This is a genomic window from Serratia sp. FDAARGOS_506, assembly GCF_003812745.1.
In the GTDB taxonomy this organism is placed as follows: domain Bacteria; phylum Pseudomonadota; class Gammaproteobacteria; order Enterobacterales; family Enterobacteriaceae; genus Serratia.
On record NZ_CP033831.1, the window covers coordinates 4,071,138 to 4,086,148 of the forward strand.

The 15,011-nt window shown below is 58.9% G+C and carries 15 protein-coding genes; 6 read left to right on the forward strand and 9 right to left on the reverse strand.

The genetic code is table 11. From position 1 onward, the window contains the following. Nucleotides 1–66: 66 nt before the first annotated feature. Together EGY12_RS19675 and fsa are read right to left on the reverse strand one after the other, a co-directional pair. A complete protein-coding gene (locus tag EGY12_RS19675) occupies nucleotides 67–1,782 on the reverse strand; it encodes a ShlB/FhaC/HecB family hemolysin secretion/activation protein (RefSeq protein ID WP_123895089.1) in 1,716 nt (571 codons plus the stop codon). Between the two features lie 263 nt (nucleotides 1,783–2,045). Further along, nucleotides 2,046–2,711: a fructose-6-phosphate aldolase gene (gene fsa, locus EGY12_RS19680; protein ID WP_123895090.1), complete on the reverse strand. Its 666-nt coding sequence runs from the start codon at nucleotides 2,709–2,711 to the stop codon at nucleotides 2,046–2,048. A 149-nt stretch (nucleotides 2,712–2,860) separates the two neighbouring features. Between fsa and EGY12_RS19685 the strand changes: the two genes are divergently transcribed. The 4 genes from EGY12_RS19685 to osmB all read left to right on the forward strand — a co-directional run bounded on the left by EGY12_RS19685 (nucleotide 2,861) and on the right by osmB (nucleotide 7,472). Further along, nucleotides 2,861–3,760, forward strand: coding sequence for a glycyl-radical enzyme activating protein (locus tag EGY12_RS19685; protein WP_123895091.1), 900 nt, complete (start codon nucleotides 2,861–2,863; stop codon nucleotides 3,758–3,760). 4 nt (nucleotides 3,761–3,764) lie between these two features. After that, nucleotides 3,765–6,197: a formate C-acetyltransferase/glycerol dehydratase family glycyl radical enzyme gene (locus EGY12_RS19690; RefSeq protein WP_123895092.1), complete on the forward strand. Its 2,433-nt coding sequence runs from the start codon at nucleotides 3,765–3,767 to the stop codon at nucleotides 6,195–6,197. 50 nt (nucleotides 6,198–6,247) lie between these two features. Beyond that, on the forward strand, nucleotides 6,248–6,994 hold the full coding sequence (locus tag EGY12_RS19695; protein WP_049271273.1) for a DNA-binding transcriptional regulator YciT: 747 nt from the start codon (nucleotides 6,248–6,250) through the stop codon (nucleotides 6,992–6,994). 259 nt (nucleotides 6,995–7,253) lie between these two features. Then, on the forward strand, nucleotides 7,254–7,472 hold the full coding sequence (gene osmB, locus EGY12_RS19700) for an osmotically-inducible lipoprotein OsmB (RefSeq protein WP_004930634.1): 219 nt from the start codon (nucleotides 7,254–7,256) through the stop codon (nucleotides 7,470–7,472). Nucleotides 7,473–7,661: 189 nt separating this feature from the next. Here osmB and yciH read toward each other — a convergent pair whose 3' ends face one another. Then, complete coding sequence (gene yciH, locus EGY12_RS19705; protein ID WP_049200065.1) at nucleotides 7,662–7,988, reverse strand: stress response translation initiation inhibitor YciH; 327 nt, start codon at nucleotides 7,986–7,988, stop codon at nucleotides 7,662–7,664. A gap of 9 nt (nucleotides 7,989–7,997) precedes the next feature. Next, complete coding sequence (gene pyrF / locus EGY12_RS19710) at nucleotides 7,998–8,726, reverse strand: orotidine-5'-phosphate decarboxylase (protein ID WP_172962940.1); 729 nt, start codon at nucleotides 8,724–8,726, stop codon at nucleotides 7,998–8,000. 329 nt (nucleotides 8,727–9,055) lie between these two features. Here pyrF and EGY12_RS19715 point away from each other — a divergent pair, with 329 nt between their 5' ends. Further along, the gene (locus EGY12_RS19715) at nucleotides 9,056–9,316 is read left to right on the forward strand and encodes a YdgH/BhsA/McbA-like domain containing protein (protein ID WP_049200066.1); all 261 of its coding nucleotides are present in this window, start codon (nucleotides 9,056–9,058) and stop codon (nucleotides 9,314–9,316) included. A gap of 178 nt (nucleotides 9,317–9,494) precedes the next feature. After that, nucleotides 9,495–9,794 carry an Arc family DNA-binding protein gene (locus EGY12_RS19720; protein WP_123895094.1) on the forward strand — a complete coding sequence of 100 codons (300 nt, stop codon included), beginning with the start codon at nucleotides 9,495–9,497 and terminating at the stop codon, nucleotides 9,792–9,794. 69 nt (nucleotides 9,795–9,863) lie between these two features. On the opposite strand, the gene lapB is transcribed toward EGY12_RS19720, so the two are convergent. From lapB to EGY12_RS19745, 5 genes are all read right to left on the reverse strand, one after another. After that, nucleotides 9,864–11,036 (reverse strand): lipopolysaccharide assembly protein LapB, encoded by a 1,173-nt coding sequence (lapB, locus tag EGY12_RS19725; protein WP_038874443.1) that lies wholly within the window; start codon nucleotides 11,034–11,036, stop codon nucleotides 9,864–9,866. A gap of 6 nt (nucleotides 11,037–11,042) precedes the next feature. Beyond that, complete coding sequence (locus EGY12_RS19730) at nucleotides 11,043–11,345, reverse strand: LapA family protein (RefSeq protein ID WP_004930650.1); 303 nt, start codon at nucleotides 11,343–11,345, stop codon at nucleotides 11,043–11,045. Between the two features lie 291 nt (nucleotides 11,346–11,636). Beyond that, complete coding sequence (locus EGY12_RS19735; protein WP_123895095.1) at nucleotides 11,637–12,434, reverse strand: SDR family oxidoreductase; 798 nt, start codon at nucleotides 12,432–12,434, stop codon at nucleotides 11,637–11,639. Further along, the gene (locus tag EGY12_RS19740; protein WP_123895096.1) at nucleotides 12,431–13,954 is read right to left on the reverse strand and encodes an FGGY family carbohydrate kinase; all 1,524 of its coding nucleotides are present in this window, start codon (nucleotides 13,952–13,954) and stop codon (nucleotides 12,431–12,433) included. The genes EGY12_RS19735 and EGY12_RS19740 overlap by 4 nt, the downstream gene beginning before the upstream one ends. Beyond that, complete coding sequence (locus EGY12_RS19745; RefSeq protein WP_123895097.1) at nucleotides 13,947–15,011, reverse strand: ABC transporter permease; 1,065 nt, start codon at nucleotides 15,009–15,011, stop codon at nucleotides 13,947–13,949. The genes EGY12_RS19740 and EGY12_RS19745 overlap by 8 nt, the downstream gene beginning before the upstream one ends.

Genomic DNA, 15,011 nt, shown 5'->3' on the forward strand with positions numbered 1-15,011 from the left:
GTCACATCCGTGAGAAAAGTCAGTCCGTTCAGATCGGTATCGGCAACGTTGTCGTTATCGCGATGTTCAGATTTCCAGGTTTACGCTGAAGCCGGCGCTGGCCCCTGAAGTGTGGAACCCTGCAGGTTTGTACAGCGGCACGCCGGCAAACAGGTCATAGCTGAGCCGCCCCCACAGCGCACCGCGAACGCCGAGCGCGCTGCCCGCCAACTGCCGGCCCGGCAAGCCACGCGCGTTAGGCCCGTCCACCCGGCCATAGTCGGCGGCCAGGTACAGCTCGTGGCCGCGAGAAAACGCATTCCAGGCGATTTCATTGCGCCACAGCAGGCCCTTTTCGCCGGACAGCATCTGTTCGCCGTCAAAACCGCGCACCGTGTAACGCCCGCCAATGGCCATCCGCTCCTGCGGCGTCAGCGCATTCGAGCTCCACTGCCCCCGCACGCTGGCATAAACCCGCCAGGGCTGCTCCCACAATGAGAAAGGCTGATTGATCCCCACATCACCGAGTAGTATGCCGGTACGCGCCGAGCCGTCGTGATTGGCTTCCTCCGGCGCGCGCAGCGCCCCCAAGGCGCCGGTACCGCGGCGCCAGCTGATATTCGCATCCAAGGTGGTGGTACCGAGGTAGCTACGCTGGTTGATCCCAACCTCCCAGCCGGCGGTACGCCGCTTTTGCTTGGTCACTTCAACGTCGCCCACGTGGTTAGTGGAGTGTTTGCGATACCCGCGCACATTGAACGTGGTCTTGTGCGACTGGTCGCGGTACAGCAATCGGGAGACGGTCAACAGAATGTTGTCGCTCTTGCCGCTGTAGCGCAGCACCTCGTTAACGTTGGGGATGTTCTGATGGTAGGTGTAGTCGTTGTAATTGGCCGAGAAGGCCCAATACCCCACAGGGAAGAAGTAGTTCAGCGTATGTGAACGGTTGCCGAACGGCCCGTGCTGGAACACATCATTGCCGATGTTGGCGTAGAACAGATCATTTTGCGCAAACGGGGCATCGATTGCCAGAGTGGCCGAACCGAGATAACGGCCGGTGCTTTTGGAGCCGCTGTCGTCCAACCCCAAACTCAGCCGCACCGGACGCCCCTCGTGCCAGTTGACCTGCAGATCGCTGGTGGCGTCCTCGGCGCCGGGTACAATTTTAATGTCGGCATTGGCGCTGGGTACCCGCCTGAAGTTTTCCAGCCCCTGTTCGACATCGCGCAGGTTGAGAATATCACCGCGTGAAGCCGGAATAGCGTTCCACAGCCGCCCACGCCAGGAGACCGGCTCCTCAAAGCGGATCTCACCAATGCGCCCCGGTTGCAACGTCAGCGCCAACACGCCCGTAGTCAGATCCTGCTCTTGCGCCATCACGCGTGTCGTGACATAGCCCTTGGCCAGTATGACGTTTTGCACCTTATTGATGATGAGCACAATGCCCTGGCTGCCCAAACAGCGCCCTTTGGCATCCGCAGCGGCGCCCAGCGCCCATTGAAAGCGATCGGCGGAATCACCGACCAACGTTAGCCGGTTGATGATGAAACAAGGACGTTCGTGTGTGGGGTAATCGGGCAGCACAACGTCGGGACGGGAGAGGCGCGCATCGGCCTGTGGGGCATTTTGCTGTTGCAGAGCGCGCTCGCGCTCCTGCTGGCGCTGCTGCTCGCGGGCATCAATGGAGGCCACGCCATCGCTGGTAGACGCTGAGGCGGAAAACAGTGGTACAACGCCGATCAATAATCCCGACAGTCCACCGCGGATAAAATAAAGTAAAGCACGAGCAGTATCTGAGCGCATCCCTGGCCCCTCACCGTTACTTTATGGTTATTTATTTAGTCAAAACCATAAATTACGTAAATGAATGTAAATAAAATTCCCTCAGGCGGATTATGGTCTATAGAGGTCAAAAATCAACTGCTTTATGCTACAGCGAAGCAAAAGACATATGGAAAGCGGCAAAGACGAGAAGAATCGCGAAAAGGCGAGAGGATGACGCTACGATGCGCCATCCTTTAAAATTAATTGTCAATCGGAAGAAAAATTAACGCATCAGGCCGTTATCAGCTCAGCAAATTGCTGCCGAAAGCGCCCTGCCAATCTTGCTCAAACTTCTCGACCGCGGCCTGTACCGCCGGGGTGCTCAGGAATTGCTCCGCCACATCCACCGGCAACGTGATGGCCTGGCAGCCCGCCAGCAGGCACTCCAGCGCCTGGCGCGGCGTTTTGAAGCTGGCGGCCAGCACCTGCGCCGATGGCGCGTGCAGGCTCAACAGCTGCTGCAGCTCGTGCACCATTTCGATACCGTCGCCGCCCTGTGCGTCCAGGCGATTGACGTAAGGCGCCACATATTCCGCCCCGGCCAAGGCCGCCAGCAGCCCCTGACCGGCGCCGTATACCGCCGTGCCCAACGTCGGGATGGACATGGTTTTAAGCTTCTTGATCGCCGCCAACCCTTCGGCGGTCGCCGGTATCTTGACCACCAGCCCCGGTACGCGCTGGCTGAGCAGCGCCGCCTCCGCCACCATGCGCTCGGCATCGGCCGCCATCACCTGCGCGAACAGCTTGCCGGTGCCGCCGAGGGCGTCGCGCAGTGCGGGCAACACTTCCCAGATCGGCTTACCTTCCTTCGCCACGATGCTCGGGTTGGTGGTGACGCCGTGCAGCGGCAAAATGCGCGCCAGGCGTTTTACCGCAGTCACATCGGCGGTATCGAGATAAAGCTCCATCACGGACTCCTGTGTCATGTTCTGTGGGCGGATTCAAACTCTGATCATCATAGGGCAAAAACCCTGTCAACCTTTGACCAAAATCAATTCAACTTTCATTCGAAACACCTTTAATGACGAAAGATTCAGCAACGCCAAACGGGTGACTCATGTTCTTCAATCTGCAGCGCTACTCGACCCATGATGGCCCCGGCATCCGCAGCGTGGTCTTTTTAAAAGGGTGCCCGCTGAGCTGCCGCTGGTGTCAGAACCCGGAAAGCCGCTCGCGTCACGCAGATCTGCTGTTTGACGAGCGCCTGTGCCTGAGCGGCTGTTCGCTGTGCACCGAGCACTGCCCGCAAGGCCTGCGGCGTAACGAGGGAGCATTGACGCTGCGGCGCGACGTCATCAGCGCAGACGACTATGCGGCGCTGGCCGCCGCCTGCCCGACCGGCGCGCTCAGCCTGTGCGGCAGCGCGGTCAAGCCCGACGATATCATGGCCGAGGTGATGCGGGATAAGCCTTTCTACCTGCGCAGCGGCGGCGGTTTAACGCTGTCCGGCGGCGAACCCTTTATGCAGCCGGAGGTTGCGGCGGAGCTGCTGCGGCGTGGCCGCGAAGCCGGCATCCACACCGCCGTCGAATCCTGTCTGCACGTTCCGTGGCGTTACATCGCCCCTTCATTGCCCTGGCTGGATCTGCTGTTGGCCGATCTCAAACACACTGATGAAGCGCGTTTCAACACCTGGACCGGCGGCTCCGCCCGTCGGGTGATGAACAATTTTCGCCGGCTGGCGGCACACGGCGTGCCAATGACCGTGCGCGTGCCGCTGATCCCCGATTTCAACGCCGATCGCCATTCTGTCCGTGCGATTGTCGACTTCGCCGCCGACGAGATCGGCGTGTCGGAGATCCATTTTCTGCCGTACCACACGCTGGGCATCAACAAGTATCACCTGCTTGGCGAGCCCTACCGCGCCGCCCGCACGCCGCTGGACGCGCCCGATCTGCTGGCCTTCGCCGAAGCGTACGCCGGCGCCAAAGGCCTGACCGCCATTTTGCGAGGATAACGCCATGACCACATTGGATTTGACTACCCTCAGCGCCCGCATTCAGGCGCATAAGAACGCGCTGATCCACATCGTCAAACCGCCGGTGTGCACCGAACGCGCACAGCACTATACCGAAACCTATCAGCAGCATCAGGACCGGCCGCTGCCGGTGCGCCGTGCGCTGGCGCTAGCCAACCACCTGGCGAAGCGCAGCATCTGGATCGCCAACGACGAGCTGATCGTCGGCAACCAGGCCAGCGAGCTGCGCGCCGCACCGATCTTCCCCGAATATACCGTCGGCTGGATAGAAAACGAAATAGACCAGTTGGCCGACCGCCCGGGCGCCGGTTTCTCGGTCAGCGAAGAGAACAAGGCGATTTTGCATCATCTTTGCCCCTGGTGGCGCGGCCAAACGGTGCAGGATCGCTGCTACGGCATGTTCACCGACGAACAGAAGGCGCTGCTCGCCACCGGCATCATCAAGGCCGAGGGCAACATGACCTCCGGCGACGCCCACCTGGCGGTCAACTTCCCGCTGCTGCTGGAGCTGGGCCTAGACGGCCTGCGTGAAAAGGTGAACGCGCGCCGCAGCCGCCTGCACCTGACCGAGTGGGAAGACCTGCACAAAGCGCAGTTTCTCAACGCCATCGACATCGTGCTGGCGGCACTGAGCGAACACATCCTGCGCTTCGCCCGTCTGGCGCGCAACATGGCGCAATGCGAAACCCGCGACTGGCGCCGCACCGAGCTGCTGGCCATCGCAGACAACTGCGACCTGATCGCCCATCGCCCGCCGTGCACCTTCTGGCAGGCACTCCAGCTGTGCTATTTCATCCAGCTAACTCTGCAAATCGAATCCAACGGCCATTCGGTTTCCTTCGGCCGCCTCGATCAATATCTCTATCCCTGGTATCGGCGCGACGTCGAGCTGGAGCAGAGCCTGGCGCGGGAAGACGCCATCGAGCTGCTGCACAGCTGCTGGCTAAAACTGTTGGAGGTCAACAAGATACGTTCCGGCTCGCACTCCAAGGCCTCCGCCGGCAGCCCGCTGTACCAGAACGTCACCATCGGCGGCCAAAAACTGATCGACGGCCGGCCGTGCGACGCGGTCAACCCGCTGTCCTACGCCATTCTCGAATCCTGCGGCCGCCTGCGCTCCACCCAACCCAACCTCAACGTGCGTTACCACGCCGGAATGAGCGCAGATTTCCTCGACGCCTGCGTGCAGGTGATCCGCTGCGGTTTCGGTATGCCGGCGTTCAACAACGACGAAATCGTCATTCCCGAGTTTATCAAGCTGGGGGTTGAACCGCAGGATGCCTATGATTACGCCGCCATCGGCTGCATCGAGACCGCCGTTGGCGGCAAATGGGGCTATCGCTGCACCGGCATGAGCTTCATCAACTTCGCCCGCGTGCTATTGGCGGCGCTGGAACAAGGCCGCGACGCCACCTCCGGGCAGATTTTCCTGCCGCAAGAGCAGGCGCTGTCTAAAGGGAACTTCGCCGATTTCGAGCAGGTAATGGCGGCCTGGGATCGGCAAATCCGCTACTACACGCGTAAATCAATTGAGATCGAATGCGTGGTGGACAGCGTGCTGGAGGAGAATGCCCACGATATCCTCTGTTCCGCGCTGGTAGATGACTGCATCGAACGCGGCAAAAGCATCAAGCAAGGCGGCGCCAAGTACGACTGGGTTTCCGGCCTGCAGGTCGGCATCGCCAACCTCGGCAACAGCCTGGCGGCGGTGCGCAAACTGGTGTTCGAGCAAGGGACAATCGGCCAGCAGCAGCTGGCGGCGGCGCTGGCCGACGACTTCGCCGGGTTGGATGGGGAACAGCTGCGCCAGCGGCTGCTCAACACCGCGCCCAAATACGGCAACGACGTGGACGACGTCGATCGGCTGCTGGTGCGCGCTTACCAAACCTACATCGAGGAACTGAAACAGTATCGCAATACCCGCTTCGGCCGCGGGCCGATCGGTGGCGGCTACTATGCCGGCACTTCGTCTATCTCGGCCAACGTTCCCTTCGGCGCCGCTACCCTGGCCACTCCGGATGGCCGTAAGGCGCACCAGCCGCTGGCGGAAGGCGCCAGCCCGGCATCCGGCACCGACCACCTGGGGCCGACGGCGGTGTTCAATTCACTCGCCAAGTTGCCGACCGAAGCAATCCTGGGCGGCGTGCTGCTCAACCAAAAACTGAGCCCGGCGACGCTGGACAACCCTCGCGATCGGGAAAAGCTGATGCTGATGTTGCGCACCTTCTTCGAGAGCTATCGCGGCTGGCATGTGCAGTACAACATTGTGTCGCGCGAAACGTTGCTGGCAGCGAAGCAACACCCTGACCAATATCGTGATTTAGTGGTTCGCGTAGCTGGCTATTCCGCCTTCTTTACCGCATTATCCCCTGAGGCGCAGGATGATATTATTGCGCGTACAGAACATACTCTTTAAACCTTTGACTCTTAGCGGCCGCGCCTTGGCGGCCGCATCATCAGGCCGATATGAATTTACGACAACAGACCATATTGCAGTTGGTTAACGATCGCCGGCGGATCAGCGTCAATGAGCTGGCACGCGCCTCAGGCGTCTCGGAAGTCACCATCCGGCAAGATCTTAACCTGCTGGAAAAACGCAGTTATCTGAAGCGGGTACACGGTTCCGCCGTGGCGTTGGAGAGCGACGACGTCGATGCCCGCATGATGTCCAATTTCACCCTCAAACAGCGGCTGGCACAGTACGCCGCCGCACAGGTCAACGACGGCGAAACGATCTTTATCGAGAGCGGCAGCGCCAACGCCCTGTTGGCGCGCTACATCGCCGAACGCAAACGCATTACGCTGATCACCGTCAGCCACTATATCGCCAATCTGCTGAAAGAAACCGACTGCGACGTGATTGTGCTGGGTGGTATGTACCAGAAGAAAAGCGAGACCGTGGTTGGCCCGCTTACGCGGCTGTGCATTCAGCAGGTGCATTTCAACAAGGCGTTTATCGGCATTGACGGCTTTCAGGCCGAAACCGGTTTTACCGGCCGCGACATGATGCGCGCCGACGTAGTCAGCGCGGTGCTGGCCAAGGGCGTAGAGAATATCGTGCTGACGGACTCCAGCAAATTTGGCCAAATCCAGCCCAACCCGCTGGCGCAACCGGGCCAGATCAGCCGAGTCATCACCGACTCCCGTTTGGCGCTCGAGTATCAGCATCAGCTGAAACGCCAGGGCGTACAGGTGGAGTTGGTCAACGACTAACGCGAACGCGCGGGCCATACCGCGCGCCTTTCCCCTGGCGCGGCGGGATTTTAAGACTATTTACCTGTTTATCCTTCCCGAGAAACCTATACTCAGTTTCGGCAACTTTTGGAGCATAACTTGCTAATTATTCGGCAGTTAACAAAAAATGCCATTCTTTATATCGATACTGTATGGGAACCAACGGCAGGCCTGATTTATGGTTAACGCCTATACTTATAGGGCACTTCCATATAGCCAATGCTAAGGAGAAGTCATTATGATGATTATTAATAAACGTTTCGCCACCGCCGCTCTGGCACTGACTCTGGCGTTTTCACTCAGCGCCTGTTCCAACATGTCCAAACGCGATCGCAACACCGCTATCGGTGCCGGCGCCGGTGCAGTCGGCGGCGCAGTGCTGACCAACGGCAGTGCGTTGGGCACGCTGGGTGGGGCTGCAGTGGGTGGCATTATCGGTCACCAGGTTGGTAAATAACCTGACCGAAAGCCCTCGGCCGACAGGCCGGCAAAAGCGCCTCGGCGCTTTGACGTATTAACCAGAATAACGATGATTTCAGGTCTGTTTTACTTTCAGTCTATGGTTCTTTTGCCATTAACGGGCTAACCCCCGCAGCAACAACCTCAAGCCATGCCGCAGCATTGCACTGCGGCATGGCGATTCACCTCAACCGCCCGCCAGTTTGACCTTCATCCCTTTGGCTTCCAGCAGCTGTTTGAGCAGATCGCGTTTGTCACCTTGGATCTCGATGATCCCGTCTTTCACCGAACCGCCGCAGCCGCATTTCTTTTTGAGCTCGGCCGCCAATTTGTCGAGCGCGGCATCATCCAGATCGACGCCGGTAATCAGGCATACGCCCTTCCCCTTGCGGCCGCTGGTCTGGCGTTGAAGGCGCACGATGCCGTCGCCCTTGGCGCGTTGCGGTTTAACCTCTTCCTGCTTGATACGGCCGGTGTCCGTGGAATACACCAGGCGGCTGTTATCGTCATTCATCGCGGTTCCTCAGGCCAAAGAGGCGCGGATCGCGCGCAGCGTCGCTGCCGGATCGGCAGATTGGGTGATCGGACGCCCAATCACCATATAGTCCACACCGGCAGCCTGTGCCTGCACCGGTGTCATGATACGGCGCTGGTCGCCCGCCGCGCTGCCTTCAGGGCGGATCCCCGGTGTCACCAGCTGGAAAGCCTGCCCGCAGGCCGCCTTCAGCCGCTGCGCTTCGTGCGCCGAACACACCACGCCATCCAGCCCGCAGTCGCGGGTCAGGCGCGCCAGGCGCTCGGCGTGTTCCGCCGGGCTGGCCTCGATGCCAATGCCGCGCAGGTCTTCCGCTTCCATGCTGGTGAGCACCGTCACGGCAATCAGCAGCGGCGCATCCGCCCCGAATGCCGCCAACGCTTCTTTAGCAGCGGTCATCATGCGCGCGCCGCCGCTGGCATGGACGTTGACCATCCAAACGCCCAGCTCGGCCGCCGCCGCAACCGCATGCGCGGTGGTATTGGGAATATCGTGGAATTTCAGGTCGAGAAATACGTCGAAGCCGCGCCCGTGCAAATCACGCACCAGCTGCGGCCCAAACAGCGTGAACATTTCTTTGCCCACTTTCAGCCGGCAGTCTTGCGGATCGATACGGTCGGCGAACGCCAACGCAGCGTTCTTATCGGCGTAATCTAACGCCACAACGATTGGAGATGATTTTAAGTCATTGTTATTAGTGTTATTTTCAGACTTCATTTCTTCTACCTTCTGTAAAATAGACATAATCAGGGACTCACCCGCGAAACTGACCGCCGCATTCTACATGCCGGGGGCCAGAAATCCCAGCCGCAGCGCACACCGCCGCTTTGTCATGTTACCGCTCACCTTTGTCATGGCGCGTCAACAAAGGCGCATCAGCGATAAACCACGCAGCGTAAAACGCCGTAAAGATGCGTAAATTGTTAATCAGATATTTTGAATGACTTACTCAGCATTATAAGATTTTCAATCTATGCAGATGCTTTATTATTCAGTCCATCGGAAGCGAATGGCTTCCTTCCTAAATAAACAGACTGGAGTCACCCATGAAAACCATCAAATATTTTGCAGCCGCTGCCGCTATCGCACTGACCTCTTTCGCCACTTTCGCCGCTGAACCGGTCAACAGCCAGCAGGCCGATAACCTGACCGCCACCGGCATCGTTTCCGCAGGCCACGCGACCACCCTCAGCAGCCTGGAGAAAAAGCTGGCCGCTAAAGCCGACGCTCAGGGTGCCAGCAGCTACCGCATCATCTCCGCCGGCGGTAACAACATGCTGAGCGGCACCGCGATTATCTATAAATAATGTTTCCGGTACAGGGCCCGCACGCTCGGGCCCTGCCTCTGCCTCTGTTTCTCGCCTAAAAAACCCGCGTTTGCCCCGCCCTCATTTGTTGCAGAAATATTAAATTTTTATTACACACTAGACACCCGATCGCCAGTGGCTTAGCTTGAACGCATCTTCCTGCAGAAAGGCTTTCAAAATGAGCGAGATATCGACACTTACCATTAAAATTCCTCTGGAACTCAAGGAAAAAATCCGCGCTGCCGCCGCTGAAAACGAATTTTCGTTGAGCGTGGAAGTGTGCCAGCGCCTGGAAAGCAGCTTCAGCGCGCCCGTCGCCAAGGCGGAGAAACCGGCCAAAAAGGCGGATGAGCTGCACCATGGCGAGATCGACAACCAAAGCACTGAAGAAGAAATTGAACAGCCGCTGAGCCAGAAAGAGCTGAAGAAACTGCGCCAGCTGTTGAAAACCGGCGCTAAAGGCGGCAAGAAGAAGTAAACGACGAACAGACGAACATAAAAAAACGGGGCGACAGATCGCCCCGTTTTATTTTGTCACGCCGCCGCGTTATTGCCCGTCCAGACCGCGGATCGGTTTGACCGATGACCAGGCGCGACACGACGGACAATGCCAATAGAGCGAGTGTGCGGTGAAGCCGCATTTGTGGCATCGGTAACGCGGCTTGGTGCGAATTTGCTCGCCGACCATGTCGCGCAACAGCAGCAGGCTCTCTTTCGCCCGGCCGTCTTCGGCGTCCGCCAAATGATAATCCATCAACCGGTAGAACACCCGCATGGTCGGATGGCGTTGCAGCTGGCGGTTGATATAGACCTGTACCACATCGCGCCCTTCGTGCTGCTCGATAATCTCGGCCAGCATCAGATCGGCGGTGGCACCGGTATTCTCTTCCACGCAGCGCTTAAGGAATTCAGCCCAATTGTGCTGCTGTTCCGGCAGATGCGCATAGCATTCCTGCAGCATCGGCAGCGTTTCGCTGACCAACTCTTTATCCTGGCTCAGGACGCGCTGCAGCGACTCTGCCGCTTTGGCGTAGTCGTTTTGCGCCATGTAGATGCGCCCGAACATGATGGACACGCGCGCGCACTGTTTATCGGCTGCGTCCGCACGCTTGAGCAGGCTCATCGCCCGATCGAGATCGTCGCTGCCCATCGCCTGCAGCGCCAGTTCGCAATAAAAGTGTGCGATCTCGACGCGTTGTTTCTCTTTACCCAGCTTGACCAACCTTTCCGCCACGTCGATCGCTTTTTGCCAATCGCTGGTGGCCTGATGGATCACCAGCAGCTGCTGCAGCGCCGATACGCGAAAATCCGCTTCGTCAGTCAACTGGCTGAACATATCTTCCGCGCGATCGTACAGCCCGGCCGCCATATAGTCGCGGCCCAGCTGCTGTACCGCCAGCAGACGCTGTTCAAAAGTCAGGGAGGCGCTTTCCATCAAGGCCTGATGGATGCGGATGGCGCGGTCGACTTCGCCGCGCGAACGGAACAGGTTACCCAACGTCAGGTGGGCTTCAACGGTGTTACTGTCCTCTTTCAACATGTCGAGGAACAGATCGACCGCCTTGTCCTGCTGGTTGGAAAGCAGAAAGTTCACCCCTGCCACATATTCACGCGACAGGCGGTTGGCTTCTTGCTGTTTATCCTGCTGAGCGCTTCTGCGCCCCATGTACCAACCGTACGCGGCAGCCACGGGCAGCAACAGAAACAGCAGTTCTAACATAGAGGATTATTCCTTGCTGACAACGGGCTGTGCCGCCGGTTCAGCGGGCTGCTCAAGCTGCAGCTCCAGCCTTTTGATCTTGCGCTCGGCGCGGCCCAGCGCAATACGGGTGCGCAGGTAGAACAAACCGCAAATGATCCAGCCGAGAACGAAACCGGCGCCAAACAGCGTGGCCAACAGGGTCGATACGCGATAATCGCCCTGCGCAACCAGATAGTTAAAATTGACCACCTGATCGTTATGCGCACCCAAGGTGACGGAAATCACGAAGATCACCAGAACCAACAAAAAAATCAGCAAATATTTCACATTCTTTCCCGCGATGCCGAGTGAATCGGATGAACGATGCCAAAACGTGGCGTCCCTAACCCTTAAGTTAGCATTTCCCGTTGCGGCAGGGAAACCCTGCGGCACGATAAAACCACATATCTGCTGGCATATTCGGCAGTAAACGGCCTTAGCGAACAAATTGATGAGAAAGCTTCTCAAAACGTCGAATTTATAAGGATATGGGGGCAACCGGGCGGATTGCAATGGCGGGAAAATGTAAGCGGTTAATGCGGCGCCGATCTGACGCCGCCTTTTTGTGACATAGTCACGTTATGACATGATTAATCCACCGTCCACATTGATGGTTTGGCCGGTAATATAGCCGGCATCGTCAGAGGCAAGGAAGGCCACGAGACCCGCTACGTCCTCGGGTTGACCGGCGCGCTTGAGCGGAATGCCCGCCACCCACTCGGCCATCAACTCTCCTTTGCCGTAAGTTTTTTCCGGGCCACTGAGAATTTCTCCCCAAACGCGGTCGTTATATTCCCACATCTCGCTTTCAATGATGCCGGGGCAGAATGCATTGACAGTGATGCCATGCGGCGCCAGTTCAAGCGCTAAACTTTGCGTAATGCCGATCACGCCCATTTTGCTGGCGGCGTAATGCGGTGTGTAAATGAACCCGTTACGTCCCTGTCCAGAAGAAGTGTTGATCAGCCGCCCCCGGCGTTGGCCGACCATATATTTGGCCGCCTCCCGGCAGCAAAGCCACACAGCAGTGGTATTTACCGCCAACACTTTATCAAAATCGCTTTTGGGCATCTGGTCAAAACGATCGATAGTGATCACCCCTGCATTTTGAATGGAAACGTCGATCGCGCCGAACCGCTCCCATGCTTGACGATAAAAATCAATCACCTGTGCCTCATCGGTCACGTCGAGGATGACCGGCAGAACCGCCACCCGATAACGCTGGCGCAGCGTTTCCGCCGTGGTCAGAATGCGTTCCGCATTCGATGCAATCACCAGGTTGGCGCCCAAACTGGCGAAACGCTCAGCGATACCCGCTCCAATGCCGCGGCATGCGCCGGTGATCACCACCGTTTTTCCCGTGAAATCACGATTCATGGTTGTTCTCCTGTCATCAATGAAGCCGCTTGCGGCCGCCACAAGGTGCGTTGTACCGCCTGCCGCCAGGCGCTGTAGTTTTCCTGCAGCTGCTGATGGCGCTGCATATCGGGTTTAAATTCATCATGTTGAGGCAACAATGCCGCCAGTTGCTGCTCGGGAGTTCCCCACAGGCTGCGCATCGCCATCAGCGCCACCCCCAGCGCCGAGAGTTCCGCCGTGTTGCTGCGCCACACCGGGCAACCCAACAGATCGGCCTGAAACTGCATCAGCCAGTCATTGCGGCTGGGGCCGCCATCGGCCATTAACCCCTGCAGTACAAAGCCCGGCTGTTGCCGCAATACGTCGATCACATCGGCGATTTGATAAGCCACCGCTTCAAAAGCGGCCCGCACCAGATGTTCCCGCCGCGTGCCGCGGCTGAGCCCGCAGATCACGCCGCGCGCCTGTTCGTCCCACCAGGGCGCACCGGCCCCGGTCAGCGCCGGTACAAAATAAACGCCGCCGCTGTCCGGCACGCGAACAGGCAGTTCACTTAACGGCGTATCGTCCCCCGGCGACATGGCGGTGATATCCAGCATCCAGGCAATGGCGTCGCCGGTGTGGGGAATATTGCCCTCCAGCGCATACTGCATACGCCCACCATCGCGCCAGGCGACGGTCGTTGCCAGAGCGCTCGTGCCACATTTCACTTCGGCGATCGGTGCCATCACCGATGATCCAGTACCATAGGTGGCCTTAACCTGCCCCGCCTGGCCAAGCGCATGGCCGTACAATGCCGCATGCGAATCGCCCACCATGGCGCCAATCGGAATGCCGTCGGCAATGCCTTCCAATCCCAACGTCGTGCCGAACAGATGGCTGGAAGGGTAGATCGTCGGCAGCGCCTGACGAGGAATGTTGAACAGCGCCAGCATCCGCTCGTCCCAATCGCCGGAAACAAGATTCAGCAGTTGAGTACGAGCGGCATTGGAGGTATCGCAGCCGAATGCCAGTCCTCCGCTCAACTGCCACAGCAGCCAGGCATCGATGGTGCCAAGACAGATCTCTCCGTTCTCCGCCATCCGTTGCCCCTCTTCGCAATGATCGAGCAACCAACGCATTTTCGACGCCGAGAACAGCGGTGAAAGCGGCAGGCCGGTGACGCGGCGCACCACTTCGGCCTGCCGATCATGCCGCAATCGTTCACAGAAATCGGCGGAGCGCGCGCATTGCCAGGTTAAGGCCGGCCCGATCGGCTGGCCGTCGGAACGCCGCCAGCCGATGGCGGTTTCACGTTGGTTGCTGATGGCGATACCGGCAATGCGGGATGCGCCTGCCAACGCAATAGCTTCCCGCAGCACCGCCAGAGAGGCTGTCAGTAAGGCCTCGCCCCGCTGCTCCACCCAACCAGGCTGCGGCGTCTGCAACGTCAGCGGCCTGCTGGCCCTGGCGACGATTGCTCCCTGCACATCCACCACCACGGCCTTGGCGTTGCTGGTGCCCTCGTCCAACGCGACAATACAATCCGCTTTAACCATGGCTCACCTCAGCCAGCGGCTGCGCCGCTTTTTTTTCCTGGCGCTGCATCAGAATGACCTTGCTCTGCAAACGCTGCTGGAACTGATCAATCACCACGGCGGTGACGATCACCAGCCCTTTAATCACCATTTGCCAGAACTCGCTGACCCCCATCATCACCAAGCCGTCCGCCAGAAATACGATCACAAAAGCGCCGATGATCGAACCGAACACCCTGCCGCGGCCGCCGCTGAGCGCCGTACCGCCCAACACCGTCGCGCCGATGGCGTCCATCTCGAACATATTGCCGGTCATCGGGTGCGCGGTTTGCAATTGTGAAGCGATGACCAGCCCCACCAGCGCCGCGCACAGCCCGGAAAAGGCATAGACGAACATTTTCACTTTTACGATCGGCACCCCCGACAGCCGCGCGGCCGGCTCATTGCCGCCAATCGCATAGATATAACGGCCCAGCGGCGTTTTCTTGGTGAGATAGATCCCCAACAACACGATGGCCAACATCAGCCAAATCGGGTTGTAAATCCCCAGAAAGGTGCCGGATCCCAGGGCCGCGAAACCGGTGTTGCCCAGCGCGTCCATGCCCACCAGATTGGGGTAGGTTTTGCCGTCCGCCGTCAGCAACGCTGCCCCACGCGCCACGTACATTGCGCCCAGGGTACAGATGAACGGCGCAACGCCGAGCCGCGTAATCAGCGTGCCGTTGATCAAACCCAACAACACACCCAACAGCGCCACTGCGCCGATCACTTCAAAGACGTTGAGAAACAGCCGGTTGCCATCCCACAGCGGAATGCCGACGGTCAACAGCGCACCGGCGATCATCCCGCACAAGCCCGCCACCGCGCCGACCGACAAATCGATGCCGCCGGTGAGGATCACCAGCGTCATGCCGACCGCCAGCAGCCCGGTAATCGCCACGTGCTGCGTCATGATCAGCAGATTGGAGACGGTCAGAAAATTCGGCACCATGCTGCTGAAGAACAGCACCACCAGCAACAGGGCGATGAAGGTGCGCGCCTGCAGCAAATACATATACAACCGATACTTGGTTTGCAT

Coding starts and splice junctions, on each gene's coding strand:
- EGY12_RS19675 (WP_123895089.1), bottom strand. CDS start 1,782: ATGCGCTCAGATACTGCTCGTGCTTTACTTTATTTTATCCGCGGTGGA.
- fsa (WP_123895090.1), bottom strand. CDS start 2,711: ATGGAGCTTTATCTCGATACCGCCGATGTGACTGCGGTAAAACGCCTG.
- EGY12_RS19685 (WP_123895091.1), top strand. CDS start 2,861: ATGTTCTTCAATCTGCAGCGCTACTCGACCCATGATGGCCCCGGCATC.
- EGY12_RS19690 (WP_123895092.1), top strand. CDS start 3,765: ATGACCACATTGGATTTGACTACCCTCAGCGCCCGCATTCAGGCGCAT.
- EGY12_RS19695 (WP_049271273.1), top strand. CDS start 6,248: ATGAATTTACGACAACAGACCATATTGCAGTTGGTTAACGATCGCCGG.
- osmB (WP_004930634.1), top strand. CDS start 7,254: ATGATGATTATTAATAAACGTTTCGCCACCGCCGCTCTGGCACTGACT.
- yciH (WP_049200065.1), bottom strand. CDS start 7,988: ATGAATGACGATAACAGCCGCCTGGTGTATTCCACGGACACCGGCCGT.
- pyrF (WP_172962940.1), bottom strand. CDS start 8,726: ATGAAGTCTGAAAATAACACTAATAACAATGACTTAAAATCATCTCCA.
- EGY12_RS19715 (WP_049200066.1), top strand. CDS start 9,056: ATGAAAACCATCAAATATTTTGCAGCCGCTGCCGCTATCGCACTGACC.
- EGY12_RS19720 (WP_123895094.1), top strand. CDS start 9,495: ATGAGCGAGATATCGACACTTACCATTAAAATTCCTCTGGAACTCAAG.
- lapB (WP_038874443.1), bottom strand. CDS start 11,036: ATGTTAGAACTGCTGTTTCTGTTGCTGCCCGTGGCTGCCGCGTACGGT.
- EGY12_RS19735 (WP_123895095.1), bottom strand. CDS start 12,434: ATGAATCGTGATTTCACGGGAAAAACGGTGGTGATCACCGGCGCATGC.
- EGY12_RS19740 (WP_123895096.1), bottom strand. CDS start 13,954: ATGGTTAAAGCGGATTGTATTGTCGCGTTGGACGAGGGCACCAGCAAC.
- EGY12_RS19745 (WP_123895097.1), bottom strand. CDS start 15,011: ATGCAAACCAAGTATCGGTTGTATATGTATTTGCTGCAGGCGCGCACC.